This is a genomic window from Marinobacter sp. (assembly GCF_040882185.1).
Classification (GTDB): Bacteria; Pseudomonadota; Gammaproteobacteria; order Pseudomonadales; family Oleiphilaceae; genus Marinobacter.
In genome coordinates, this window is the sequence record NZ_JBBEBW010000015.1 from 1 (window position 1) to 25,908 (window position 25,908).

At 57.7% G+C, this 25,908-nt stretch carries 22 protein-coding genes and 1 pseudogene; 14 read left to right on the forward strand and 9 right to left on the reverse strand.

Annotated features, from left to right (window positions below):
- Positions 1-229: 229 nt before the first annotated feature.
- From WEB64_RS09020 to WEB64_RS09030, 3 genes and pseudogenes are all read right to left on the reverse strand, one after another.
- Positions 230-382, reverse strand: a pseudogene (locus WEB64_RS09020) (RHS repeat-associated core domain-containing protein); the annotation flags it as partial.
- A gap of 8 nt (positions 383-390) precedes the next feature.
- A complete protein-coding gene (locus WEB64_RS09025) occupies positions 391-840 on the reverse strand; it encodes a DUF302 domain-containing protein (RefSeq protein ID WP_368065559.1) in 450 nt (149 codons plus the stop codon).
- Between the two features lie 232 nt (positions 841-1,072).
- Positions 1,073-1,249 (reverse strand): hypothetical protein, encoded by a 177-nt coding sequence (locus WEB64_RS09030; RefSeq protein ID WP_368065560.1) that lies wholly within the window; start codon positions 1,247-1,249, stop codon positions 1,073-1,075.
- Between the two features lie 30 nt (positions 1,250-1,279).
- Here WEB64_RS09030 and WEB64_RS09035 point away from each other — a divergent pair, with 30 nt between their 5' ends.
- Entirely contained in the window at positions 1,280-1,486 is a 207-nt protein-coding gene (locus WEB64_RS09035; protein ID WP_368065561.1) for an acetyl-CoA carboxylase biotin carboxyl carrier protein subunit, read from the forward strand.
- A gap of 122 nt (positions 1,487-1,608) precedes the next feature.
- The gene (djlA, locus tag WEB64_RS09040; protein ID WP_368065562.1) at positions 1,609-2,382 is read left to right on the forward strand and encodes a co-chaperone DjlA; all 774 of its coding nucleotides are present in this window, start codon (positions 1,609-1,611) and stop codon (positions 2,380-2,382) included.
- Between the two features lie 86 nt (positions 2,383-2,468).
- Here the strand turns inward: djlA and WEB64_RS09045 are convergent, their stop codons facing one another.
- From WEB64_RS09045 to WEB64_RS09060, 4 genes are all read right to left on the reverse strand, one after another.
- The gene (locus WEB64_RS09045) at positions 2,469-2,780 is read right to left on the reverse strand and encodes an AzlD family protein (RefSeq protein ID WP_368065563.1); all 312 of its coding nucleotides are present in this window, start codon (positions 2,778-2,780) and stop codon (positions 2,469-2,471) included.
- Positions 2,777-3,487 (reverse strand): AzlC family ABC transporter permease, encoded by a 711-nt coding sequence (locus WEB64_RS09050; RefSeq protein WP_368065579.1) that lies wholly within the window; start codon positions 3,485-3,487, stop codon positions 2,777-2,779. Before WEB64_RS09050 ends, WEB64_RS09045 begins: the two co-directional genes overlap by 4 nt.
- Positions 3,488-3,605: 118 nt before the next feature.
- A complete protein-coding gene (secD, locus tag WEB64_RS09055; protein ID WP_368065564.1) occupies positions 3,606-6,131 on the reverse strand; it encodes a protein translocase subunit SecD in 2,526 nt (841 codons plus the stop codon).
- Between the two features lie 88 nt (positions 6,132-6,219).
- Positions 6,220-6,858 carry a hypothetical protein gene (locus WEB64_RS09060; protein WP_368065565.1) on the reverse strand — a complete coding sequence of 213 codons (639 nt, stop codon included), beginning with the start codon at positions 6,856-6,858 and terminating at the stop codon, positions 6,220-6,222.
- Here WEB64_RS09060 and WEB64_RS09065 point away from each other — a divergent pair.
- From WEB64_RS09065 to fhuB, 3 genes are read left to right on the forward strand one after another with little or no spacing between them, the layout of a single operon-like run.
- Positions 6,849-7,622, forward strand: coding sequence for an ABC transporter ATP-binding protein (locus tag WEB64_RS09065; RefSeq protein WP_368065566.1), 774 nt, complete (start codon positions 6,849-6,851; stop codon positions 7,620-7,622). The two genes, WEB64_RS09060 and WEB64_RS09065, sit on opposite strands and share 10 nt — an antisense overlap.
- Positions 7,612-8,562 carry an iron-siderophore ABC transporter substrate-binding protein gene (locus WEB64_RS09070; RefSeq protein WP_368065567.1) on the forward strand — a complete coding sequence of 317 codons (951 nt, stop codon included), beginning with the start codon at positions 7,612-7,614 and terminating at the stop codon, positions 8,560-8,562. The genes WEB64_RS09065 and WEB64_RS09070 overlap by 11 nt, the downstream gene beginning before the upstream one ends.
- A complete protein-coding gene (fhuB, locus tag WEB64_RS09075; RefSeq protein ID WP_368065568.1) occupies positions 8,549-10,555 on the forward strand; it encodes a Fe(3+)-hydroxamate ABC transporter permease FhuB in 2,007 nt (668 codons plus the stop codon). Before WEB64_RS09070 ends, fhuB begins: the two co-directional genes overlap by 14 nt.
- Before the next feature lie 60 nt (positions 10,556-10,615).
- On the opposite strand, the gene WEB64_RS09080 is transcribed toward fhuB, so the two are convergent.
- Complete coding sequence (locus tag WEB64_RS09080) at positions 10,616-12,241, reverse strand: acyl-CoA synthetase (protein ID WP_368065569.1); 1,626 nt, start codon at positions 12,239-12,241, stop codon at positions 10,616-10,618.
- Positions 12,242-12,369: 128 nt separating this feature from the next.
- Positions 12,370-14,094 carry an acyl-CoA dehydrogenase family protein gene (locus WEB64_RS09085; protein WP_368065570.1) on the reverse strand — a complete coding sequence of 575 codons (1,725 nt, stop codon included), beginning with the start codon at positions 14,092-14,094 and terminating at the stop codon, positions 12,370-12,372.
- Positions 14,095-14,343: 249 nt separating this feature from the next.
- Between WEB64_RS09085 and WEB64_RS09090 the strand changes: the two genes are divergently transcribed.
- The 9 genes from WEB64_RS09090 to WEB64_RS09130 form a co-directional block, all read left to right on the forward strand.
- The gene (locus tag WEB64_RS09090) at positions 14,344-15,534 is read left to right on the forward strand and encodes a thiamine pyrophosphate-dependent dehydrogenase E1 component subunit alpha (RefSeq protein ID WP_368065571.1); all 1,191 of its coding nucleotides are present in this window, start codon (positions 14,344-14,346) and stop codon (positions 15,532-15,534) included.
- Position 15,535: 1 nt separating this feature from the next.
- Positions 15,536-16,513, forward strand: a complete 978-nt coding sequence (locus WEB64_RS09095) for an alpha-ketoacid dehydrogenase subunit beta (protein WP_368065572.1) — start codon at positions 15,536-15,538, stop codon at positions 16,511-16,513.
- A 26-nt stretch (positions 16,514-16,539) separates the two neighbouring features.
- Complete coding sequence (locus WEB64_RS09100; protein ID WP_368065573.1) at positions 16,540-17,853, forward strand: 2-oxo acid dehydrogenase subunit E2; 1,314 nt, start codon at positions 16,540-16,542, stop codon at positions 17,851-17,853.
- An 8-nt stretch (positions 17,854-17,861) separates the two neighbouring features.
- The gene (locus WEB64_RS09105; protein ID WP_368065574.1) at positions 17,862-19,742 is read left to right on the forward strand and encodes a protein kinase; all 1,881 of its coding nucleotides are present in this window, start codon (positions 17,862-17,864) and stop codon (positions 19,740-19,742) included.
- Between the two features lie 141 nt (positions 19,743-19,883).
- Positions 19,884-20,315 (forward strand): MerR family DNA-binding transcriptional regulator, encoded by a 432-nt coding sequence (locus WEB64_RS09110; RefSeq protein WP_368065575.1) that lies wholly within the window; start codon positions 19,884-19,886, stop codon positions 20,313-20,315.
- 83 nt (positions 20,316-20,398) lie between these two features.
- A complete protein-coding gene (locus WEB64_RS09115) occupies positions 20,399-21,565 on the forward strand; it encodes an isovaleryl-CoA dehydrogenase (protein ID WP_368065576.1) in 1,167 nt (388 codons plus the stop codon).
- A gap of 188 nt (positions 21,566-21,753) precedes the next feature.
- Positions 21,754-23,361 carry a carboxyl transferase domain-containing protein gene (locus tag WEB64_RS09120; protein ID WP_368065580.1) on the forward strand — a complete coding sequence of 536 codons (1,608 nt, stop codon included), beginning with the start codon at positions 21,754-21,756 and terminating at the stop codon, positions 23,359-23,361.
- A gap of 15 nt (positions 23,362-23,376) precedes the next feature.
- The gene (locus WEB64_RS09125; protein WP_368065577.1) at positions 23,377-24,234 is read left to right on the forward strand and encodes an enoyl-CoA hydratase-related protein; all 858 of its coding nucleotides are present in this window, start codon (positions 23,377-23,379) and stop codon (positions 24,232-24,234) included.
- A 1-nt stretch (position 24,235) separates the two neighbouring features.
- Positions 24,236-25,908, forward strand: a 1,673-nt coding sequence (locus tag WEB64_RS09130; protein ID WP_368065578.1) for an acetyl/propionyl/methylcrotonyl-CoA carboxylase subunit alpha, incomplete at its 3' end; no start/stop codon positions are given.

Consider the following 25,908-nt stretch of genomic DNA (forward strand, 5'->3'; position numbering starts at 1 on the left):
CTAAATTACTACCTCCAGCTAAGGCGGCACTTCTAAACATAGTAGCTCTCAAACCCCCTGTATAATCCCCATAAAAACCGCTTACAGCACCAACTAGTCCAGAAGTTCCGGCAGAAGCCCAAGTTTCCGCATTTGATAGTGACCCTACTCCTCCAGTTGACAATGAACCAAGTAAAGAGCTTCCAAATCCAAGCAACCCAGCAACAGCGCTTCCAGCAAATCCCACCTCTCCTGTGGGGTCAACATAAAATAATGGATTTTGGTTCGCGTAACCGTAAGTGTTTAGTCCGCCATACAACCCTGTAGGGTCACTCTGCACATACCGCCCGGTCCTAGGGCCATAATCCCTGAAGTAATTGTAGAACGTCCCGGTCTCTTCATCACTTCGGATTAACGGGCAGCCGCTGCGGCAAAGTTCCCAAGCGCAGTTGAAACTTTACCCAGCACTTCGTCACAGCCTTCGATATCATGGCGTTCGGCCAGGTAATCCGGGTTGTTATAGGCCAGCCAAACATCCCCGGCTTCATCTTCCCAGATCAGCATTTTCTGCGGCAGATCGATGGCGACACTTTGACTGCAGAGCATCAGAGGTGTGCCTACTTTCGGATTCCCGAAAATAACGACTTCCGTTGGACGCAACTCGAGATCAGCGCTTTTTGCGCCCTCTGCGTGGTTTACACGCGCAAACACCTTCATGCCTTTATCCTCGATAACCGAGACCAGTTTGTCCCCGGTGTCGGAAACACTGTGCTTACTTTGAGTCATAACAAGGCCGTTATCGGCGAAGGCATTGGATGCCACCAAAAGCAACGCGATCGCGAAAATCTGGAATATGCGCATGGAATTCTCCTGAATCCGGGGGTATGAAAGTAGCGTACCTGCATGGCGCTCAAGCGGCGCCCAATCCAATTTACGACAGGATCTGCCGAAAGTTCGCTAAACCAACCAAGCAATATCTGAAAACAATACTACTTTTATTAGGATCGGTGCTAACCAGGGAAGGTTTGCGCTCACTGGCGACGCCGACGAACTCAAGCAAACCCGTAGGGATTTTCCGAAGGGTAATTACCCGTTAAAAATTGGCGAAACCACCTTCAGCCTGAATGAATATCAGGCAATCCTCAAGGCCGATACCAGCGAAATCGAGCGCTTCACCGATGCCCGCAATCAGGCCTTTGAGGAAGAACTGGAACGCCGGGTTGCCAGCGGCCAGATCAATTTCGAGTCTCAACAGAACCTGGCTGAACACCACAGTGACGGGCTCCCTAAAGGCACTCCGGTGGAATCGCCAGTAGCGGGCAGCCTTCGAAAGCTTTGCGTAGCGGAGGGCTATCAGGTCAGCGAAGGTCAGGTGGTAGCGATTCTGGAGTCGATGAAAATGGAAATCGAAATTACCGTGCTGGAGGCAGGGAAGGTCATCGCTATTGCAAGAGAAGAAGGCCAGCAGGTCAATGCCGGTCAGGCCCTGATGGTGCTTGACCCTTAAAAAACAGGGTATGATGGCCGCTGATATTTTCAAGGAGCCTTTGAACGACTCCTGGATCGCCTCTGGTTTCTATAGCGATTCAAGAGTTGTTCAGAGGCTCTCCGACTATTCAGGAATATGCGATGTTATTTGCGATTATTGTCGGCGGCCTTATTGGTTATGCCTTTGCCGGTTTTACCGGTTTTCTGGTGGGGTCTTTTCTGGGTGTACTGCTATTGCGCGCGCTCAAAAAGAAGCTTTATAAAGGGCTGGTTGGGGTGCAATCCCAGTTTCTGGACTCTGTTTTCGCCGTTATGGGTGCCTTGTGTAAAGCCGATGGTGTGGTCAGCCGGGACGAGATTCGGGTTGCGGAAACTCTGTTCCAGAAATTCAGATTGAACAAAGTGCAGCAGGATAAAGCCAAGGATTCTTTCGCCCGGGGTAAATCTGAGGATTTCGATCTGGACGCGGAACTGGCGCATTTCCTGAAACTGAGCCGGGGCCAGCCTGCCCTGCTGCAGATGTTTCTCCAGGTGCAGGTTTCTGCTGTGGTGGCGGACGGAGACATCCATCCATCAGAACACGAAATGCTGGTACGCATTGCCCGGGGGCTGGGCTTGCCAGAGGCCCAGGTTGATCAACTGGAAGCCATGTTACGGGGTGCGCGCAATGGTGGCTCACCAAATGCGTCCACAGGGCAACAACTTGATACGGCGTATAAAACCATGGGGGTTTCGCCCGACGCCAGCGATGGTGATCTCAAGCGCGCCTACCGCAAGCTCATGAGCGAAAACCATCCAGACAAACTTGCCGGGCGCGGGATGCCGGAAAGTATGCGGGAGATGGCAGAGGAAAAGACCAGCGAGATCAGCCACGCCTACGACCTTATTAAAGAGGCTCGCAGCAAAGCGGCCTGAGACCATTTAGCTGACGAAAAAACCATTCGCGACTGGAGTCGCTCCTACCAAACGTTCTTACGAAGGGAGCTTTCTTCGGATGGTATCTATAGGAAATATCGGCTGGCCGCTGCGGCGAGGATGCCAGCGGCGATAGCGGGTAAGGCTTTACGGAAAGCGAGCATCAGCACTGCGGTAGTCCCCAGCGCTAACCGTGCCCCGATATCCCCTTCAACAGCCATAGGCGTCAGGATGGCGATCAGCACGGAGCTGGCCATGGCGTTGATGAAGCCTTCCACCCTGGGATTGATGGTAACGAAGGACATCAGAAAAATGCCACCAAAGCGGGTGATCAAAGTCACCACGGTCATGATCGCGATCAGCAACAGCGTTCCGGCTACGGTGGTCTCAACGGTCATGCGGGCTTCCTCTCCAGCCAGAAAAATCCCACTATGCCACCGGCCAGAGCCCCCACGACTACATGGGTGTGTGGCGGCATCCACCAGTACGCCATCATGGCGGCGGTAGCGGCAACCGACCAGGCGACCAGCACCCTAGGCGTTTTCTTGCCGCCCAGCGCCATGGCCAGCAGAAAACAGCCCAGCACCATATCCAGCCCCAGGCTTTGCGGATCCTGTAGCAAACGCCCGAAGTAAACCCCCAACAGAGTACCGATCAGCCAGGCTATCCAGAGCACCAGCCCGCCCCCGAGAATCACTTCAAGATTACGTCTGCCCTGTTGATAATCCTGCGCCGCCACTGCCCAACTGGCATCCGTCAGTACCATATTAATGCCGTAACGCTGCCCGGGTGGCAGTTCCCGCAACATCGGGTACAGCGAGGCACCCATCAGCAAATGCCTCGAATTTATCGCAAAGACCACCGCCATCATGGGCAGTACCGCAACCTCTGAGCCCCACATTTCGATAGCGGCAAACTGGGAGGCACCGGCAAACACCATCACACTCATGAGGGTGGCTTCGAGCGGTGCCAGGCCTTTTTGAACGGCTGCCAGTCCAAATGCCATACCAAAGGCCACCACGAAAAACGAGATGGGAAGCAGTCTGAAAAACTCAGACCGCACTTTTGCTGGCTGCAACCGATAGGCATAGGGAGACGTAGACATCATCGCAAGCTAATTAAAATTGTTTAACCAGCGTATAGGTAGATACCGAGGTAACGCCAGGACCGACTCCGTCTGCCCCGCCGTTACTGGCTTCCTTAATCGCGAATACCTTGGCCGCTTAAGGCCGGTCCTCCCGGAGAAACAGATTTTCCTCACCCGCCGCTTCCCGCTTTTGTGTTTCCTCCTTGGCATTGCGCAGCGCCCGCTCTCCGAACATAAGTACCAGCGGTGCCGCGATATAGATCGAAGAACTGGTTCCCACCACGATGCCGAACAACATCGGCAAAGCAAAACTGGCCACGGCTTCACCTCCCGCGATGCCCATAGGCAGAATCGCCAGGAATGTCGTTACCGACGTATAGAGTGTACGAGTCAGAGTCGATGTGAGGCTTTCGTTGATTAGTTCCCTGAGCGGTTTATCAGGAGACAATTTGAGGTTTTCCCGGATGCGGTCAAACACCACCACCTTGTCGTTGACCGAGTAACCGATTAAAGCCAGCAACGCCGCGACCGCCGTGAGATTGAACTCAATACCGAACAGCACAAAGAAACCAAGCGTTTTGGTCACATCCAGTGCCAGTGTCAGCATGGCACCCGCCGCGAAATAGCGCTCAAACCGGAACCACAGATAGATAAACATCCCCAGGCCCGCCAACAGCACGGCCAGAATACTGGTATCAATAAAATGATCGCTGACACTCGGGCCTACCACATCCACCCTCGGGAAATCGGCGGTAGCATCGATAGATTGCACCGTGCTTTTGATTTCCTCCACCAGTTTTGCACCGCTGCCAGCTTCGCCATCCACAGGCGTGCGTAGCAGGAAACTGCCCTCACCACCAAAAGGTTGAATCTCGGCCTTACCGAGACCCTCGGCTTCCAGTCCTGAACGCAGGGTTTCGATAGACAGCGATTGATCACCGTGGACTTCAACCAGTGTGCCGCCCTTGAAATCGATACCCTGCTCTACTCCGGGCTGAAACAGCAAGCCGATGGAGGCCACAGAGAGAATGACAGATAGCATCAAACCCCGCGCCCGCACACCCATAAAGTTGATCGGCGCCTTGTCCGGCCCGCGGTCGAGCCAGCTGGCCCGCCCCAACCTCAGCGGTGCCTTGCCCATTTTGGCGACGCGCGATTCCATCAATAACCGGGTAACCGAGATTGAAGTAAACATCGAAACCACCAGCCCCACTGCAATCGCCACGGCAAATCCCCTGACCGGGCCGGTCCCGAACAGGAACAGCAAGCCCACCGCAATCAGCGTGGTGATATTGGAGTCAAGAATAGTGCTGAACGCGCGCTGGAAACCCAGCTGCAGGGCATAGCGGGCACTGGCACCTTTACGGCTCTCCTCCCGAATCCGCTCGTTGATCAGGATGTTCGCGTCTACCGCCATGCCAATGGTCAGGATGAGTCCTGCCATGCCTGGCAAGGTCAGAGTAGCGCCAAACGTCGCAAGCACACCGACGATAAGGCCCGCATTAATCAGCAACGCGGTATTGGCAATCATGCCCCAGCGGCCGTAAACGGTGACCATAAAACCGAGCACCAAGGCTGCGCCGAGCAGACCAGTCGTTACGCCCATGCGGATGGAATCACTACCAAGGTCCGGGCCCACCGTACGCTCTTCCACTACTGTCAACGGCGCAGGTAGTGAGCCGGCACGCAGTAACAATGACAGGTCGCGGGCTTCGGCCACGGTAAAGCTACCGCTGATTTCGCCAGAACCGCCAGTGATCGGAGAGCGGATCACGGGGGCGGTCACCACCTCGCCATCAAGCACAACCGCAAACGGAGTGCCCACATGAGCACGGGTTATGTCAGCAAAGCGCGATGCGCCAGAAGCGTTCAGGCGGAAGTGAACCACCGGTTCGCTGGTGAGCTGGTCGAACCCGAGCTGGGCGTCGGTCAGATCCCCGCCATCCAGTAACGGAGTTTTCTCGACGCGGTAACTACGGCTGCCATCGGCATCCGGCAAATAAACGGTAGCGGTGTCCACCCGCTCATCCACGACCAGGTGGAAGGTCAATCGTGCCGTCCGGCCCAACAGCTCCTTGATCCGGCCCGGGTCCGCAACGCCCGGCAGCTGTACCAGAACGCCCTGATCGCCCTGGCGAGAAATCAGTGGCTCGACCACGCCGGTCTCATCCATGCGCCTGCGGACAACTTCAAGACTTCGCTCGACCGCATCGTCCTTCAGCGCGGTCTCAAACGCCTGCGTCGGGTTCAGAACCAGCGTCAGGTCTGTCCACTTCACATCAATCCAGGCAGGGCTTTGCTGGTTACGCACTGACTGGACCATGTCACGGGCTTCTGCCAGTTGCGCGGCGTTGCGAATTTTAAGGGACAGGCCCTCATCAACAGCCACCACCCGGGAACTGTTGATGCCAGCATCCTGCAGTCGCTGCACCACTTCTTCACCAAGTTTCATCAAACGCTCGGACTGCAGAGCGTCAGTATCCACCTCGAGCAGCAGATGGGAGCCGCCCTGCAAGTCGAGGCCGAGAGTGATCTTGTGATCTGCGTAGGCGGAGGGAAGCTGCTCTGTGATCGCGACTGGCAGCAAACTGGGTAATGCGGCCGTCAGGCCCAGGAGAATAACAGCGCCGTAAGCCAGCGCCCGACTACGAAAATGCTTCATGCTTCGCCCTCTTGCAGCCGTTAAAAACTGGCGGCTACAGTTTCACGAGTAATATTTCCGCCGGATAACCGGACAGAGTTTTGTGAAATCAGCTAGCGAGGGCGGCCGGGGGAGCTCGAGGTTGCGGAGGAAATGCCGCGTGCGCGACGATGGCGGATCGACTTATAAGATCAGTCGTTTGGGCAGAGACAAGCGGCGCACAGGCACCGAATCGGGTGGGCGGACAAAAAGATCCGTCGCCATTGGCGCTCGGGTCTTCGTCAGCCCAGGGATTGGGGCTTTCGCCCTGCCATAGGCGGGCCAATAGCTCCGAATGACGCACTAGTGCAAAGGGTTGATCACCCTGCAGCGCATGAGACTCAGGGCCGGATTCTCCAACCTGGCCGGGCGAGTGATAACTGAAAAAACCGCCAACACTGCCCAGGCAAACAACCAGCAATAACACCAACCCGGTCACGGCGATGCGCGCCTGGCGGGTATAAAGTGAGTGATGAGAGCCTTGGGGGGTTGAGCGCACGTATGCTGCCTTCGAGGAAGGGAACCAGGTTCCATATTCAGCAAGATTATCCCGAATTGAAGCGCGCGTCATCCGTAGTTGTAGCAGACGAGGCTTATCCATCATCATTTGATAACACTTCTCATTGGCATTACTATACTCGCTCTTGATACCCTTGTTCACTCTTAATAAGCCCGAAGTCCAGGCAGCGAGCGCCAGCAATGTCCACATTCTTCAGTATCCAGAACCTGGGCGTCGACATTGAACGCTCGACGATTCTTCAGGACATAAACCTCGATATCCGAGAGGCGGAAGTCACTGCACTCCTGGGCCATAACGGCTCTGGTAAATCAACGCTGCTAAAGGTTCTGGCCCGCCAACTAGATCCCACAAAAGGTTCTGTAAGCCTGGGGAACCATCGCATTGATACCCTGAGTTCACGGCAGTTTGCTCGCACCGTCGGCTATCTGACCCAGCACCCGCCTGCAACTGACGGCCTGAATGTCCGGGAACTGGTGGCTCTTGGACGCTACCCCTGGCGCGGTGCGCTCGGGCGCTACCGGGAGGAGGACAATCAGATTATTGACCAGGCCCTCGCTGATACCGGCATGAGTGACTTTTCCCGGCGATCAGTGGACACCTTGTCTGGCGGTGAGCGCCAGCGCGCCTGGATTGCCATGTTACTGGCCCAGGAACCTCGCTGCCTGTTGCTGGACGAGCCCATCTCCGCACTGGATGTGGTGCACCAGGTTGAAACCCTGAAACTGATTCACCGTCTGGCAGAGGAACGCGGATTGACCGTGATTATGGTTTTGCATGACGTGGATCTGGCGGCCCGATTCTGTGATCGCCTGATCGCACTGAAGGAAGGCCAACTGACCGCAGACGGCGCTCCGGAAAACATCATGACGGAGGCGACGCTGGGGTCCATCTACAGTGTTCCAATGGGTGTATTCGAGCGTGCACCGGGCCGCTGGGTCAGCTATGTCCACTGATGATAACCGTATTACCCTGCCTGCCATCCGGTTGATGCTGATCCTGCTGCTCATCGTGATCGCGCCGGTTACCCAGGCGGAGACCTTTAGACATGAGCGTGGTGAAATCGAGCTTGAGCACCCTCCCCAACGTATCGTGGCGCTCAACTGGGCAGCCGCTGAAGCCCTGATTTTACTGGGCGTGACCCCAACCGGCGTAGCGGATCTTGACGGCTATCCGGTCTGGGTAAAGGAGCCCGCTATGCCTCCAGGTGTTCAGAATGTGGGCATCCGCGCCAGCCCGAGCCTTGAAGCCATTCATCAGCTCAAGCCCGACCTGATTATCACCAGTGCTCAGTTGGCGCCCGCTTACGAGCAACTGAAAGACATCGCGCCAACCTATGTCATCAGCGTTTATGACAAGGGTCTGGACCCGTTTCAGCAAGCCAAGATCATGCTGCAGGCATTGGGGGATATGCTGGACCGCTCCAAAAAGGCCGACCGGATACTGGCGGATCTTGAGCGCTCCCTGGCTGCCAATCGGAAGCGCCTTGCCAATGCGGGCTTGCACGACAAGCCCATTGCGCTGGTCAGCTTTATGGATAATCGTCACGTCCGCATCATGACCCGGAACGGATTATTGAGTGCGGCACTCGAGGGGCTCGGGCTGACTAACGCCTGGACGGAAGAAGGTAATTTCTGGGGCTTCTCCCTGGTCGGCCTTGAGGTTCTTGCCCCGATGAAAGACGCCCGCCTAGTGGTTATTTCACCGACTGCCCCCGGCCTCGCCGACCAACTGGCCGCCAGCCCGTTCTGGCAGCACCTACCCATGGTTAATGACGAAGAGATCTACCAGGTTGAAACGGTCTGGAGTTTTGGTGGCATCCATGCCGTACAGCGTTTGGCGGAGAACCTGACCGACCAGCTCCTTCAGGGTGGGGCGCACAATGTTCGCCGCTGAATGGTCCCAACCGAAACGGCTGCCAGCAGCAGTCCTCCTGCTCTGGCTGTTGGCCGTGACTGCTACCGTGGCGCCCTGGCTGGGTTCACTCAGCGTGGGAGGCTTGCTCCACGCACTTTGGGCGCCGGATCTGTCTGTATTTCCGCAAGTTATGGTGCATTACAGCTGGGCGCCTCGGGTGGCAATCGCTATTCTGATCGGCGCTGGTCTGGGTCTTGCCGGGGCAGTACTGCAGCAGGTGCTGAGAAACCCCCTCGCGGAACCATCCACTCTCGGCGTCGCAGCCGGCTCGCAACTGGCGCTGGGTATCGCAACGCTGTACGCGCCTGCCGCACTAGCAACCAGCGCTGACCTGATCGCGATCGCCGGAGGCCTGGCAGCAGCCGTGCTGGTGGTGTCATTAACCTGGCGCCTGGGATTTTCACCGGTGTCCGTGGTGCTGGCCGGCATGGTGATCACCTTTTTCCTGGGCGCTGCCAACGGTGCTCTGCTGCTGCTCCACGGCGAGTATCTTGGCAACCTGTTTATCTGGGGCGCGGGCTCGCTCATCCAGAATGACTGGTCCCAGTTTGAGGAACTCTGGCCACGGGTCACGTTGCTGTCCGTCGCGCTGATTTGTCTCCTGCGCCCCCTGCAATTGCTGCAGCTGGGTAGTGATTCGGCTCAGGCCCTGGGCAGCCGGGTCAACGTTCTGCGGCTGGGTGTCATCCTGCTGGTGATTGTCATGACCGCCTGCGTGGTCAGCCGCGTCGGGACCATTGCCTTTGTCGGCCTGGCCGCCCCTGCCCTGGCCCGTCTACTTGGCGCCCGCACCTTCGGTCAGCGCATACTCTGGAGCCTGCTGATCGGCAGCGGCCTTTTGTTGCTGGCCGATACGGCTGCCCAATGGGCTACGTCCTTCGGTGATGGTCAACTGATACCTACCGGCACCATGACCGCTATCCTGGGCGCTCCGATACTGCTGCTGGCTCTGCGCAGCGCTCAGAATGACCGCGAACTGCCTGGCCGTGGACCGGAAAACCGGCTGGATTCAGCACGCCGTGCCCTGCTGCCCCCCGCACTATTCATGACAATGCTGCTGGTTGTCGTGATTGTGGTCTCTATGGGTTGGTCTCCCACCCTTGACGGCTGGACCTGGACGCCGCTTACTGAATGGCCGGAAGCCTGGCACTGGCGGGGGCCGAGACTTCTCGCAGCTGCTGTGGCCGGCGCCGTGCTGGGGTTTGCTGGCACCTTGGTACAGCGTATGACCGGCAATGTCATGGCCAGCCCTGAAATTCTCGGCATTACCGGGGGCGCTGCCCTGGCAATGATCATCCTGAGCCTGCTGGGCCTGAATCCGGGTCGTGGCTGGCAACTGGTCGCAGGCGCGGTGGGCGGCGCTGCAGTGCTGTTGTTCCTGTTTGCACTGTCACGCAAACACCGGTTTGCGGGCCATCAGCTGCTTCTTGGTGGCATCGCCATCTACATCATGATGAATGCCCTGATGCACCTGGTGCTTGCCAACGGCGGCAGTGATGCCGCCAAATTACTAACCTGGCTGATGGGGTCCACCTGGCTTATTACCGAGCACGAAGCGCTGATTCTAACCGGCGTTTCGGCAGGACTGATTGCGCTAACCGCACTGGCAGTGAGAGTGCTGAGCATTCTGCCGCTGGGGGATGCTTCGGCATCGGCGCTGGGCATCCGGGTCGTATCGGCCCGTGGCCTACTACTGTTACTTGCGGCTTTGCTAACGGCAGCAGCGACGGTGGTGATCGGCCCCATGAGCTTCGTAGGACTAATGGCACCACACCTGGCGCGAATGCTGGGGCAGCAGACGGTGGGTAAACAACTAGCCCTGGCGGGATTGATCGGAGCCACCCTGTTGGCCCTGGCAGACTATCTGGCCCGGGTGATGATTTTCCCGAACCAGCTACCTGCGGGCCTGCTGGCCGCCATCGTCGGGGGGGTGTATTTCCTCTGGGGAATGACCCGCCAGGGACGTCAGTAACGGGCCTTGATCACTGGTGTTAAGGGACACTAGCTACTGACGCCTCATCCCAATGTTCAATTAAAGCTTTTTGGCTTCATCCCGGAGCACAAACTTCTGAATTTTGCCGGTGGAGGTCTTCGGCAGGTCACTGAATATGACCGTCTTCGGCACCTTGAACTTCGCCAGTTTCTGACGGCAGAAGTTGATGATGTCCTCCTCCGACACCTCCTCGGCATCCGGTTTCAGCGTCACAAAGGCGCAAGGTGTCTCTCCCCACTTCTCGTCAGGTCGCGCCACCACCGCTGCCTCAAGCACTGCAGGATGTCGGTAGAGCGCATCTTCAACCTCAATGGTCGAGATGTTCTCGCCACCGGAAATAATGATGTCCTTCAGACGATCCTTGATTTCAGCGTAACCATCCGGATGCCACACGGCCAGGTCACCGGTATGGAACCAGCCACCCCGGAAAGCTTCGGCGGTAGCACCCGGATTTTTCAGGTAACCCTTCATCACCGTGTTGCCGCGCAGGAAAATTTCCCCGATGGTTTTGCCATCCCGCGGGACTGCTTCCATGGTTTCGGAATCGCCCACCATCATGCCTGCCAGCGTATGGTAGCGAACGCCCTGGCGGGCTTTGATAGCCGCCCGATCTTCAACCGGCAGCTCATCCCATTCGGACTTCCAGGCGCACACTGTTACCGGGCCATACACCTCCGTCAGGCCATAAACGTGGGTGACAAAAATACCCATTTCCTCAATGGCTTCGATAACCTTGGCTGGCGGCGCTGCACCCGCGGTCATGGCACGAACGGTATGACTGAAACTCTTTTTGGCCGCTTCCGACGCGCCCAACAACGTGTTCAGCACAATCGGGGCGCCGCACATGTGACTGACTTTATGTTCACTGATCAGTTGCAGTATCTTTTCCGGCTCGACTTTGCGCAGACACACGTGGGTACCGGCAAACGCTGTAATAGTCCAGGGGAAGCACCAGCCATTGCAATGAAACATCGGCAGGGTCCAGAGATACACCGGATGCTGCCCCATGGACCAGACCGCCTGATTACCCATGGCGTTTTCATAAGCGCCCCGATGGTGATAAACCACACCTTTGGGGTTGCCGGTCGTACCGGAAGTATAACTCAGGGAAATAGCCTGCCACTCGTCCACCGGCATCTGCCAATCGAACTCAGGGTCCCCTTCACTGAGGAAAGCTTCGTAATCAAGTTCGCTGACGGCTTTGCCCTGGCCGTATTCCGGGTCATCAACATCGATCACCAGCGGCGGATTCTTGAGCTGACCAAGGGCTTCACCGATCACCTCGCCAAACTCCCGGTCAGCAATCAGCACCTTGGCCTCGCCGTGCTCCAGCATGAAGGCAATAGCGTTGGCATCAAGACGGGTATTCAGGGCGTTCAGCACGGCGCCCAGCATGGGGATGCCAAAATGGCACTCCAGCATCTCGGGAATGTTGGGCAACATGGCCGCGACGGTATCCCCCTCAGCTATGCCGTGCTTGGCCAGCGCAGACGCCAACTGACGGCAACGACCGTAAGTCTCCCGCCAGTTGCGGCGAACCTTGCCGTGAATCACTGCGGGGTATTCGGGGTAGACACTGGCAGTGCGCGCAATGAAATCCAGTGGCGACAAGGTGGCGTGGTTCGCTGCATTGGGCTCAAGCCCGGTATCGAAAATCGAGCTCATACTGGCCTCCTTCTGTTGTTGTTAAAAGCGCTTCGACGCCTGATTGTAATCACTATTCAATCACTATAGGGCACCACCCGGGCTTTGACACGCGGCTTCAGGTTTTGCCCTGAAAGCGGCTCACTTCATTACTGGACGCTGGCCCGTTCAATAATCGCCCTGGTATCAACCTGTTCTGACAAAGTGCCGAAGGCGCGCCCACAATGCCCCGTTAAACGGCTGCTCAGAAACGCATCACTTATTGCTGCTGGCGCATAACGCCGCAACAGGCTGCCCTGCAGAGCGTGCGCCATCATTTCAACCGTATGGCGAGCTTCGCCCTGATGGTCCGGCAGGCGCCGCAACCGTGCTTCCAGATTGTCGGCACAGGTTGCCAGTTGAGGGTCGTCACCCAGACCAGCCCGGATTTCATGCAGTACCGCATCAACCGTTTCAGGCTCTCGCTGGACAGCCCGCACTACATCCAGACAGATGATATTGCCGGTGCCCTCCCAGATGCCGTTCAATGGAGCTTCCCGGTACAGACGCGCCATCATGTGGTCCTCGATAAAGCCATTACCACCGTGGCACTCCAACGCTTCAACCACGAACATTGGCGCCTGTTTGCAGGACCAGTACTTCGCCATGGGGGTAGCTATCCGTGACAACAGGCGCTCACTCTCGCTGTGATCCTGGTGGTCCAGGGTTTGGGCCAGACGCATGCTTAGCCACATCTGCGCCTCGGATTCGACGGCCAAATCGGCCGCCACATTCGCCATCACAGGCTGATCAACGATACGTTCGCCAAAACTTGAGCGGGCGCTGGTGTGGTGCAATGCCTGAATCAGCGCCTGGCGCATAAGGCCGGACGAGCCGACGGCAAAATCAAGGCGGGTGAAATGGGCCATTTCGATGATCGTCCGGATACCACGACCTTCTTCGCCCACCATCACCGCGTGCAGATCGTGAAACTCCACCTCGGATGACGCATTGGAACGATTACCGCATTTTTCTTTTAAACGCTGGATACGCAGGTTGTTGCGCCTGCCATCCGGCAACCAGCCGGGAGCGAGAAAACAGGAGACCCCGTTCTCGGTTTGGGCCAGTGTCAGGAAAACATCACTCATGGGGACGGAGAAAAACCATTTATGGCCGGTGAGCAGATAGTCCGCTCCGGAGCCGGTGCGGTTGCTGGCAGGTCGCGCGGTGGTCTGGGTTTTCCGCAGGTCCGAACCGCCCTGTTTCTCGGTCATGGCCATACCCACGGTGATGGCCCGTTTGTCCCGCGCAGGCAGCGGGCGGCTGTCGTATCCGGCCCGCATGATCAGCGGTTCCCACTCGGCTGCTAAAGCAGGATCGTGGCGAAGCGCGCCCACCGAGGCGAACGTCATCCCCATGGGACAACAGATTCCGTTTTCGCCCTGATTCCATAAATAGCTCAGCGCCGCCCGGGCAACATGCCCACCGGCCTGTTTCTCTGTCCACGCCAACGAATGGGTTTCACTGGAGAACACCATATCCATGAGTTCATGATAGGCAGGGTGGAACTCAACCTGGTCAATCCGGTGCCCAAACCGGTCATGGGTCCGCAGCTCAGGCTCGTTGCGGTTTGCGGTACGAGCAAGGTGCTGCACACGCTCCGACCCTACCAGTTCGCCACAAGCCCTCAACTTCGGGCTCGCCCACTGGGCAGCGAATACATCTATCGCTTCTGTCAGTGCCGTGTCGCTGGAAAAGGCGTTGTAGTTAACCAAATCCCCGGCCTGGTTGAGCACTTCATGGGTCTCATGGTCGCGGGCAGGAACAGAATCTACGGAGGACTGCCCGGCTCCAGGCGCGGCGTTGTCTGACAGGTCTTCAGAGTACATGTTCATGGTGTTCGCTCCGCGTTGATGGCATCAGGTCGGTTGCAACGATTTTGTACAACGAAAAAAGACCAACTAAGCTTTCAGCAAACAGAGGCATTTCGCTCTGTCGCCAACATGCACTTTACGTTAAAGTAAACCTTAAGTCAGCTCTGATGGAACGCTTACCCAGCAGCCCTTCTGCTGGCTTTTGTTGAATAAACGATGCCCCCACAAGGGGCCTTTCGCTCCTCAAACCACTACCCCAGGACGAGGATTATGGTCAGTAAAACAAAAAAACCTAAGGTTGTGCACAAGCCGGCGTTCACCGACGGTGCCGAATTCAGCATTCCCACCTTTCAGCTCCTCAAGCAGGACGGAACCCTCCATAAAGGTGCCAAAGCACCGGACCTTGAAAAAGACCAGGCTCTGCGCATATACCGCGCCATGGTGTTTACCCGGGTGATGGACGAGCGCATGCTCGCCGCCCAGCGACAGGGCCGCCTGAGTTTCTACATGCAGTGTACCGGTGAGGAAGCCGCTGTGATCGGCAGCACCGCCGCGCTGGATGATGCCGACATGATCATGGCCCAGTATCGGGAACAGGGCGCCCTGGTCTACCGGGGCTTCACCACCGATGAGTTCATGAACCAGATGTTCGGCAATGAGGACGACTACGGCAAGGGTCGCCAGATGCCAATACATTACGGCTCCAGCAAGCTCAACTACATGACCATCTCCTCTCCCCTGGCGACCCAGATTCCCCAGGCCACCGGTTATGCCTATGGTCAGAAGCTTGCCGGGGAGGGCCATTGCACTATTGTCTACTTCGGTGAGGGTGCCGCTTCCGAAGGTGACTTCCACGCCGCTTTGAACATGGCAGCGGTGCATCGGGTGCCGGTGATTTTCCTGTGTCGCAACAACGGTTATGCCATCTCCACGCCGGCTGCTGAACAATTCGCCGCCGACGGCGTTGCTCCGCGCGCCTACGGCTACAAAATGGATGTGATCCGGGTCGACGGTAACGACATCCTTGCAATGCTGGAAGCCACCCGCCAGGCCCGGCGCCTGGCGGTGGAGGACAATCGACCGGTATTGATTGAAGCCATGAGCTATCGCCTGGCAGCACATTCATCTTCAGATGACCCCTCCGGCTACCGCAGCAAGGATGAGGAGCAGGTATGGCGCGATAAAGACCCTATCCTGCGTATGAAGGCCTGGTTGCAAGCGGCCGACTGGTGGAGCGACGAGGATGAAAAAGAGCTCCAGGACAGCTACCGCCGAGAAGTCCTTGAAACCATGAAGCGTGCCCAGAAACGCTCGCCACCGCCGCTCGACAGCCTGGTGAGCGACGTCTACGACGAGGTGACCCCGGAACTCGCTCGCCAACTCGACAACGTCAAGGCGCATATCCGCAAGTACCCGGACGCCTATCCCAAGACCGCCGGACAAGCCAAGGGAGGGGCATGACATGGCCAAGATGAACATGCTACAAGCTATCAATAATGCCCTGGACATTGCCATGGCTGAGAACGAGCGGGTGCTGTGCTTCGGCGAGGACGTCGGTATCTTCGGCGGTGTCTTCCGGGCAACCAGTAACCTGCAACAGAAGTACGGCAAATCCCGCTGCTTCAACACGCCGCTGGTAGAACAGGGCATTGTCGGTTTCGCCAATGGACTGGCAGCCCAGGGCTCCGTGCCGGTAGCGGAAATCCAGTTTGCAGATTACATCTTTCCGGCCTTTGACCAGATCGTGAACGAATCCGCCAAGTTCCGTTATCGTTCAGGCAACCTCTTCAATGTCGGCGGCCTGACCATTCGGGCGCCTTACGGCGGTGGCATTGCTGGCGGGCTGTATCATTCCCAGTCGCCGGAAGCCTATTTCGCCCACACTCCCGGGCTGAAGGTTGTCGTACCGCGCAATCCTCACCAGGCCAAAGGTTTATTGCTGGCCTCTATTCATGATCCCAACCCGGTGCTGTTCTTCGAACCCAAACGCCTGTATCGGGCTTCCACCGGTGAGGTGCCTGAAGAAGATTACCGTTTGCCGTTGGGTGAGGCCGAAGTAATCAAGGAGGGCACTGACATTACCCTGCTGGGCTGGGGCGCCCAGATGGAAGTGTTGACCCAGGCAGTCGAGATGGCCGAAAAAGAAGGCATTTCCTGTGAGGTGATCGACTTGCGCACGATCCTGCCCTGGGATGTAAAGACGGTCGCAGACTCGGTACTCAAAACCGGGCGCCTGCTGATTTCCCATGAGGCGCCGCTGACCGGTGGTTTTGCCGGTGAAATTGCAGCCACCATCCAGGAACGTTGCTTCCTCTACCTGGAATCTCCCATCGCTCGCGTAACTGGATTGGATACGCCCTTCCCCCTTGCGCTGGAGAAGGAGTATTTACCCGATCACCTGAAGGTCTTTGAAGCCATCAGGGCGAGCGTCGAATTCTAGGCTGATATCAGGACAGGAGAGCAACTATGAGTGATTTTATACTGCCCGATATCGGCGAAGGTATCGTGGAATGTGAGCTGGTCCAATGGCTGATCAGCGAAGGCGACATGATTGAAGAAGACCAACCGGTGGTAGAAGTCATGACCGATAAGGCGCTGGTGGAGATTACCGCTCCTGAGTCTGGTCAGGTCACGAAACTCTATTGCGAACAGGGCCAGATAGCCAAGGTGCATGCGCCATTGTTTGGCTATGAGCCCCGGGACCAGGAAGGTTCCGGCCAGGACAGTCCGGCAGAAGACAGCGCTGAACAGGATCAAAGCCAGCAAGCTGAGCCCGAGCAGAAAACGGGGGCGCCCGCCAAAGCAACCCCCACATCCGAAGCAAAAGCCAGCGATAGCGAGCCAGTATCGGCGGCAAAAACGTCAGCTGGTTCCAATCGGCAGCGCGTTCCCGCCAGCCCTGCGGTACGGCGACTGGTGCGCGAGCACGAGATTGAGCTGGCGACAATAAACGGCACCGGTAAGGATGGCCGTGTTTTGAAAGCCGATGTACTGGCCCACCTCGACAACCCCGAGGCAGCGGCCGCTCCATCCGCAGATATGGCAGAAGCCGATCGCAAGCCTGCAACTGAGCAACAGGCGAGGGTCGAGTCCATCAAAGGAATGCGGGCAGTAATGGCCAAACGCATGGCGGTGGCCGCCTCGACAATTCCGCACTTCACCTACAGTGAAGACATCGACATGACTGACTTGCTGGCGCTGCGAGAACGCCTCAAGCCGGAGGTGGAAGCGCTGGGTTCGCGCATCACGCTGATGCCCTTCATCATGAAAGCCATGGCACTGGCAGTGCGGGATTTTCCCATCCTTAACAGTCGCATCAACGACGAGGTGACGGAGATCCATTACCAGCCCCACTGCAATATTGGCATGGCGGTAGACAGCAAAGCGGGCCTGATTGTGCCCAACGTCAAAGGCGTCGAGAGTCTGACGTTGCTTGAGATCGCCGCCGAGGTCGCACGCCTGACACAGGCCGCGAGAGACGGCAGGGTGCGGCAGGAAGACCTTCAGGGCGGCACGATTTCCATATCCAACATCGGAGCTCTGGGCGGGGTCCACGCGGCGCCGATTATCAACGCGCCGGAAGTTGCGATTGTGGCTTTGGGCCGCACCCAGCGGCTGCCGCGTTTCGACGTCAACGGCCAGGTTGTGGAGCGTGCCATCATGACCGCAAGCTGGGCGGGGGATCATCGCATTATTGATGGCGGCACCATCGCGCGCTTCTGTAATTGCTGGAAGGGGTATCTGGAGTCGCCCGAGTCGATGCTGTTGCATCTGGGCTGAGGCAAACCATGCAACCACCGGTGCAATCGTCCCCGCTGCAGCAGTTCTATATTCCGGAAGAGCAGTCCATATACCTGCTCAGCCAGCACGACGCCAAAAAGCTCAAGGACTGGGTGGTACTGTGTACTACCCAGCTGGAGCAATTGGGTTACCGGAATATAGAGATGGTTGGCAAGGGCGCCTACGGCTTCGTGTTTGCCGGGGTTCTGGAACGGGAAGGCGCGGTAAACCTGGAACACGTATTCAAGTTTACCCGCGTCACCCTGCCCCGGCATCTTCAAGACCGGCTGGAGGAAGAAGCATTCATGCTCGAACAGGTCGAGCATCCCCGGGTGCCGCGCCTGATCGCCTTTCAACAGGCCCGCAATCAGCCCATCCTGGTGATGGAGCGAGCTCCGGGTCTCAATCTGGAAGAAGTATCTCTAAAGGAAGGGTGTCTCCGGCCCCGCCTGGTAATGCGCATTGCCGACCAGTTGGCCGACATTTTGCGCAACTTGCGCCGGGAATCAGGAACGGCCAGCCGACCCATCGTCCACGGCGATATCAAACCGTCCAATCTCGTCTTTGATGCCCTGCATGAAAACATCGCCCTGATCGACTGGGGCTCTTCTGTGTTTGCCCAACTGGACGAGAACCAGCAATTTGTCGCGGCCAACGTCATGGAACTGATGTCCGACAACCTGCAGCAGACCAACGCCCGCCTGGGCGATGTCTACTTCATTGGCGAGGAGCAACTCAATGGTGGCCTGTCGTCCCCCCGGTTCGACGAACAGGGCGCGGCTGGCACATTGTATGCCCTGGCATCGGGCCAGTCCTGCCGTTTTGGTCATCAAGCGATTCCACCGACTTCCCTGGGCCTGCCCATGGAGTTCGCCCGTATGCTCGAAGGCATGCTGGACCCGGACCCAGAGCTTCGACGCAAAGCCGGGGACTACTATCTGCGAGAGATGCCCCGCCTGGCCCGCAGCGTCATGATCGACCTGCCAGGCTTCCCCATTACACCCCTGGTGCCGGTGTGGCTGAGACCTGCCCGACGCGAGATCGACACCGTTGTGTACAGTTCCCGCAAGTCCTTCCTGAGACAAGAGCACGCCCAGGAAACCCTGAACGATGTAAACGACGTGCAACTGGACCGCTACTATAAAAACTTCATGCAAGGCATGGGGGATACCGAGAAAGCCTTCCTTGCCTCAGTCAGCCGGCTCGGCCGTTATCCGGTGGTCGGGGGGCTGGCCGTGCGCTGGGAAAGTGACGGCATTTACGTCGACACTTCCCTTAACCTGCACGATCCGGAGCTTAAAACCGCCTTCGTCACCGCCGTGAACAACATGGTGAATTTGGCGAGGGCTATATACCGCCAGGGCATTTTCAAGAGCTGCCTTTTCAATGCCCGAGACACCCTGCACCTGGACCGGGGCGGGCCGGAAGAGCCGTTTGTAGTCGCCCCTGAGATGAAACTACCTTACGAGGTAAGCGCTGCACCGGAAGTGGAGGATCATTCCCGGGTACACTCCTATTTTGAGGATGGCCCCGACCCGGAGGAATTCCTGGAGCTGCCGAAAGCTATCATTACAACTCTGGAGGCGCTCAACAGCATCCATCACACCGGCATGATCATCTTCGAGGCGCTGCCCGATCACCTGAAGATACACAGCCATTATCGCCTGCTGGACCGGGACCGTGAAGACGACTTTCGCTATTACCTGGATAAAATCCTGTCCCTGGTCCCAAAAATCGAAGGGCTGGGCGTCTCCGGTTTTATGAAGATGCCCTACAAGGACACCAAGTTTTTCTCCCACATCGAACGTATGCCGGAACGTTACTACCCAAAGAACCCGCGCGCGGAGATGGCCCCGACGCAACCTGCGCGTGACGAGCAAGAACTGTGATAGCTCTGGCTATCAACACCCTGAAAACAACCGGGTGGCCTCACCTGTTAGACTGCACGTCTGAATTTATCGTCACCAAAGCCAAAACTGCTTTACGTTTACGTAAACTTTATCTAATCTTACCCTAAAAAGGTAAACATCATGTCGTCGACCAAAAAAACTTACAGCATTAGCGAGCTGTCCCGCGAGTTTGATGTCACTACGCGAAGCATGCGCTTTTACGAAGATCAGGGGCTATTAAAACCTGACCGCAAAGGCCAGACCCGGATTTTCAGCTCCAAAGACCGGGTACGCCTGAAGCTCATTCTTCGCGGTAAACGCATGGGGTTTTCACTGGCGGAGACCAAGGAACTGTTCGACCTCTGGGACGAAACCCTCAGTGGAAACGAAAAGCAGCTGTATCTGATGCTGGAAACCCTGGCCAGAAAACGGGCCCAACTGGAACAGCAGAAGAAGGACATCGCGATGGCGGAGATCGAAATGGATACCGCCGAGGCACGGTGCCGCGAAGCGCTGAAAGAATTGGAAAAGAAAAAGCAGAAAGCCAAATCAACTGAAGAATCTCCAAGCTGATCACGCAAGGGCCGGACTACAAACACCAGCATTCGCCCGGGCCTTCAATTAACACCGACATATCGCACAAGAAGGTAAGCATCATGATTTCACAATATTCAGAGTTCAACTTCGGCCTGGGCGAGACCATCGACATGCTGCGGGAGCAGATCAACGGTTTCGCCGCCAGCGAAATTGCGCCGCGGGCAGCCGACATCGACCAGGACAACTTGTTCCCTGAAGACCTGTGGAAGAAACTGGGCAATATGGGCTTGCTGGGCATCACCGCAGACGAAGCCTATGGCGGCTCCGGCATGGGCTACCTGGCCCACGTCATCGCCATGGAAGAAATCAGCCGCGCGTCTGCCTCTGTGGGCCTGTCCTACGGCGCCCACTCCAACCTGTGTGTTAACCAGATTCACAATAACGGCACCGAAGAACAAAAGCAGAAATACCTGCCCAAACTGATCAACGGTGAACATATTGGCGCGCTGGCCATGTCCGAGCCCAATGCCGGCTCTGATGTGGTGTCCATGAAACTGTCCGCCAAAGATGCTGGCGACCACTACGTCCTGAATGGCAGCAAGATGTGGATCACCAACGGCCCCGACGCCAGCGTCTATGTCATTTACGCCAAAACCGACCCCCAGGCCGGGCCTCGCGGCATCACCGCATTCATCGTCGAGCGCGGTTCCCCGGGTTTCACCCAGGCCCAGAAACTCGACAAACTCGGCATGCGCGGCTCCAACACCTGTGAGTTGGTATTCCAGGATTGCAAAGTACCCAAAGAGAACATCCTGGGCGAACTCGGCGGCGGCGCTAAAGTTTTGATGAGCGGCCTCGACTACGAGCGCCTGGTACTCGCAGGAGGCCCACTAGGTATCATGCAGGCGGCGCTCGACGTCACCGTCCCCTACATCCGCGAGCGCAAACAGTTCGGCCAGGCCATCGGTGAATTCGAGCTGGTGCAGGGCAAAGTGGCGGACATGTACACCCTGATGAACACCGCCAAATCCTACGTCTATATGGTCGCCATGGCGGCTGATCGCGGTGAAACCACCCGTAAAGACGCCGCTGGCGCCATCCTCTATTCTGCCGAGATGGCCACAAAACTGGCCCTCGACGCTATCCAACTGCTGGGCGGAAACGGTTATATCAACGAATACCCGACAGGCCGCCTGCTGCGGGACGCAAAACTGTACGAGATCGGCGCCGGTACATCCGAAATTCGTCGGATGCTGATCGGTCGGGAACTGTATCTGAACAAGTAACCCGCTATTCGAATTACGGTGTTGCGGATGCTCGCACCCAAAGTATGACGAGGGGGTGGTGGGGCAGCTTTCCGGGAATCTCGAAGGCGAGGGACGGCCTGAGAGAAGCGCACATGGATGTGCTCGTAGCGGTTCCCGGAAAGCTGTCCCACCATCGCCGACGCCACCAGTATCAGGAAGCCAGAGCCATGACGGTACTACAGAGCAAAATCAACCCCAGATCTGACGAATTCCAGGCCAACCGCGACTCCATGGCCGCCACCGTGGCGGACCTACAGGACAAAGTCGCCGTCATTCAAAACGGTGGCGGCCCGGCTTATCAGGAGCGCCATCTCTCCCGGGGCAAACTGCTACCCCGGGAACGTATCAACCGGCTGCTGGACGAAGGCTCACCTTTTCTGGAGCTGTCCCAACTGGCCGCCTACAACGTTTACGATGAAGACGTTCCGGCCGCAGGCCTGATTACCGGAATAGGTCGGGTGTCCGGCACCGAATGCATGATCATCGCCAACGACGCCACCGTAAAAGGCGGCAGTTACTACCCGTTGACGGTCAAGAAACACCTCCGGGCTCAGGAAATCGCCCTGGACAATCGCCTGCCCTGCATTTACCTGGTGGACTCCGGCGGTGCCAACCTGCCCCGTCAGGATGAAGTCTTTCCGGACCGGGACCACTTCGGCCGTATCTTCTACAACCAGGCCCGGATGTCTGCCGACGACATTCCCCAGATTGCCGTCGTCATGGGGCTCTGCACCGCCGGGGGCGCGTATGTGCCCGCCATGTCGGACGAGTCCATCATCGTAAAAGAACAGGGCACCATCTTCCTGGCCGGGCCGCCGCTGGTAAAAGCCGCCACTGGTGAAGTGGTCAGTGCAGAAGATCTGGGCGGTGCCGATGTGCACTGCAAGATTTCCGGCGTAGCCGACCATTACGCCGAAAACGACCAGCATGCCCTTGAAATAGCCCGGCGCTGCATCGTCAACCTCAACCGTCGCAAACCGGCTGACATCACCGTGCAGCAGCCCAGGAGCCCACTTTACAGTGCCGATGAAATTTACGGCATTGTCGGCACCGACCTGCGCAAGCAGTTCGACGTGCGAGACGTCATTGCCCGCATTGTGGACGGCTCAGTGTTTGACGAATTCAAACGCCTTTACGGCCAGACCCTGGTCACCGGCTTTGCCCATATCCATGGCTACCCGGTGGGTATTGTTGCCAACAACGGCATCCTGTTCGGTGAGTCCGCCCAGAAAGGCGCCCACTTCGTGGAGCTGTGCTGTCAGCGGCAGATTCCGCTGTTGTTCCTGCAGAACATCACCGGCTTCATGGTCGGTCGCAAATACGAGTCGGAAGGCATCGCCAAACACGGTGCCAAGATGGTCATGGCGGTGGCCTGCGCCAATGTGCCCAAGATCACTGTACTGATCGGTGGCAGCTTTGGTGCCGGCAACTACGGCATGTGTGGCCGCGCCTACAGCCCGGATTTCCTGTGGATGTGGCCCAACGCGCGTATTTCCGTGATGGGTGGCGAACAGGCGGCTGGCGTACTTGCCACCGTACGGCGTGAAAGCATGGAACGTAACGGCAAAGAGTGGAGCGAAGAAGACGAAGCCGCCTTCCGCCAGCCCATCGTCGATACCTACGAAGAGCAGGGCCATCCCTACTATGCCAGTGCGCGACTCTGGGACGACGGCGTTATCGACCCGGCCCAGACCCGGGAAGTAGTAGCCCTGAGCCTGTCCGCCACCCTTAACCGACCGGCCAAGCCGACACGCTTCGGCGTGTTCCGGATGTAAACGGGGAGACATGTGATGACTGAGATGACAACCAACGAAGCTACACCAGATTCACAATCGGCCGTGCTGATTAACCGGCGCGCCGAAGGTGTGACTGAAGTCGTGCTGAACCGCCCGGACAAACGCAACGCTTTCGACGACGTCATTATCCAGGCGTTGATTCAAGCGCTGGAAAAAGTCGATCGGGATGCCGACACCCAGATCGTCATCCTGCGCTCCGAAGGCAAGCATTTCTCCGCCGGTGCCGATCTTGGCTGGATGCGACGCATGGCAGACAACAGCCACGCCGACAATCTCGCCGATGCTCGCCAGCTTGCGCGCCTGCTGCAACGCCTGAACAACATGAGCAAACCCACCATCGGACTGGTTCAGGGTGCAGCCTACGGCGGCGCCGTCGGGCTCGCAGCCTGCTGCGATATCGTGATCGCCACCGAGCAGGCGCGGTTCTGCCTCAGCGAAGTCAAACTTGGTCTGATTCCCGCTGTCATCAGCCCCTATGTTGTTCGGGCCATTGGCGAGCGTCAGGCCCGTCGTTACTTTATTTCAGCAGAAGTTTTTGATGCCGGCCAGGCGCAGGAATTTGGTCTGGTTCATATGGTTGAAGACACCGACGAAGCCATGCAAAGCCGCTGCGATGAGCTACTGTCGCAACTGGCCCAGAACGGGCCGGAGGCCATGCGCGCCGCCAAGGACCTCGTGTTCGCGGTCAGCCACAAAGCCATTGATGCAGATGTCATTGAAGACACCGCTCGGCGCATTGCCGATATTCGCGTAGGTAAAGAGGGCCAGGAAGGCCTCAGTGCTTTTCTGAACAAACGCCGCGCCAGCTGGATTCCGGAGACCGACAGCCAGGGCTCCCAGGAGAATAAATAACATGTTCAGCAAAATCCTGATCGCCAACCGGGGCGAAATCGCTTGCCGGATTATCCAGACCGCCCACCGCATGGGCATTCGCTGTGTCGCCGTTTATTCCGATGCCGACCACGATGCCCGCCATGTCGCCATGGCCGACGAAGCGTTCCGGATCGGGCCGGCCCCCAGCAGTGAAAGCTACCTGCGGGCGGATAAAATCATCGAGATCGCATTGGCCAGCGGTGCCCAGGCCATTCATCCGGGCTACGGTTTTCTGTCGGAGAACACAGACTTCGCCAAGGCCTGTGAATCCAACGACCTGGTTTTCATTGGCCCACCCGCCTCCGCCATTGCGGCCATGGGTTCGAAATCCGCTGCCAAGGCCATCATGTCCGAAGCCGGGGTGCCTCTGGTGCCCGGTTATCATGAAGCCGACCAGTCACCGGACAAGCTCCGGGAGGAAGCCGAGAAATGCGGCTATCCCCTGCTGCTCAAAGCCGTGGCCGGTGGTGGTGGTAAAGGCATGCGGGTGGTGAACAACTCGGGCGAATTTGACGACGCCCTGGCCGCTGCCAAGCGCGAAGCCAAGAACGCCTTCGGCAATCCGGATATGCTGATCGAGCGCTACCTGACCCAGCCCCGGCACGTGGAAATCCAGGTGTTCTGTGACCAGCATGGCAACGCCGTTTATCTGGCTGAGCGTGACTGCTCTGTCCAGCGCCGTCATCAGAAAGTACTGGAAGAGGCCCCTGCCCCGGGCTTGTCCGACTCTACCCGCAAAGCCATGGGCGAAGCCGCCGTCAAAGCTGCCCAGGCCATCGACTATGTCGGCGCCGGCACCGTTGAGTTTCTCTACGATGTAGACGAGTCCTTCTTCTTTATGGAGATGAACACCCGCCTGCAGGTAGAGCATCCGGTGACCGAAATGGTAACCGGACAGGATCTGGTGGAATGGCAATTACGGGTTGCCGATGGCGAGCCCCTGCCGCTTGAACAATCGCAGATCCGCATTCGCGGCCATGCCCTGGAAGCCCGTATTTATGCAGAAGACCCGGACCAGGATTTCCTGCCCGCCACCGGCATACTGCGCTACCTGAATACCCCCGATGAAAGCGGCCATGTGCGCGTGGATACCGGCGTCGTAGAGGGTGACGAAGTCAGCGTTCACTACGACCCGATGATCGCCAAACTGATCGTATGGGATGAGAACCGCGAGCAAGCCATTAACCGGCTGGTGCAGGCCCTTGAGCACTACCGTATTGCAGGCGTCAAAACCAACATCCGCTTCCTGCATGCTCTGGCCGACGCCCAGCCGTTTCGCGAAGCGGATCTGAACACCGGGTTTATCGAAAACCATCACGACCTGCTGTTCCCGAAATCCAGACTCGACATCCACAAAGCCCTGGTGCTGGCTGCTGGCTTTATACTGCAGCAGCGCAAAGCCGGAGCGCGGCAATGCGCCGATGTCTGGTCGCCCTTCGCCCGTCAGAACAGCTGGCGCATGAATTCCGAGTACGCCCAGCCCTTGCGCCTTCAGGTGGGTGAAGACCTGCACGAGCTCAAGATTCTGGAACGGGACGAGAACTTCCAGGTGTTTGTTGGCGGCAGCGTGTATCACCTCAACGCCCGGCTCGATGACGATTACCTGCAAGCCGTCATCAATGGCCATCGGCTGAGCGTGCACGGCAATCTCCA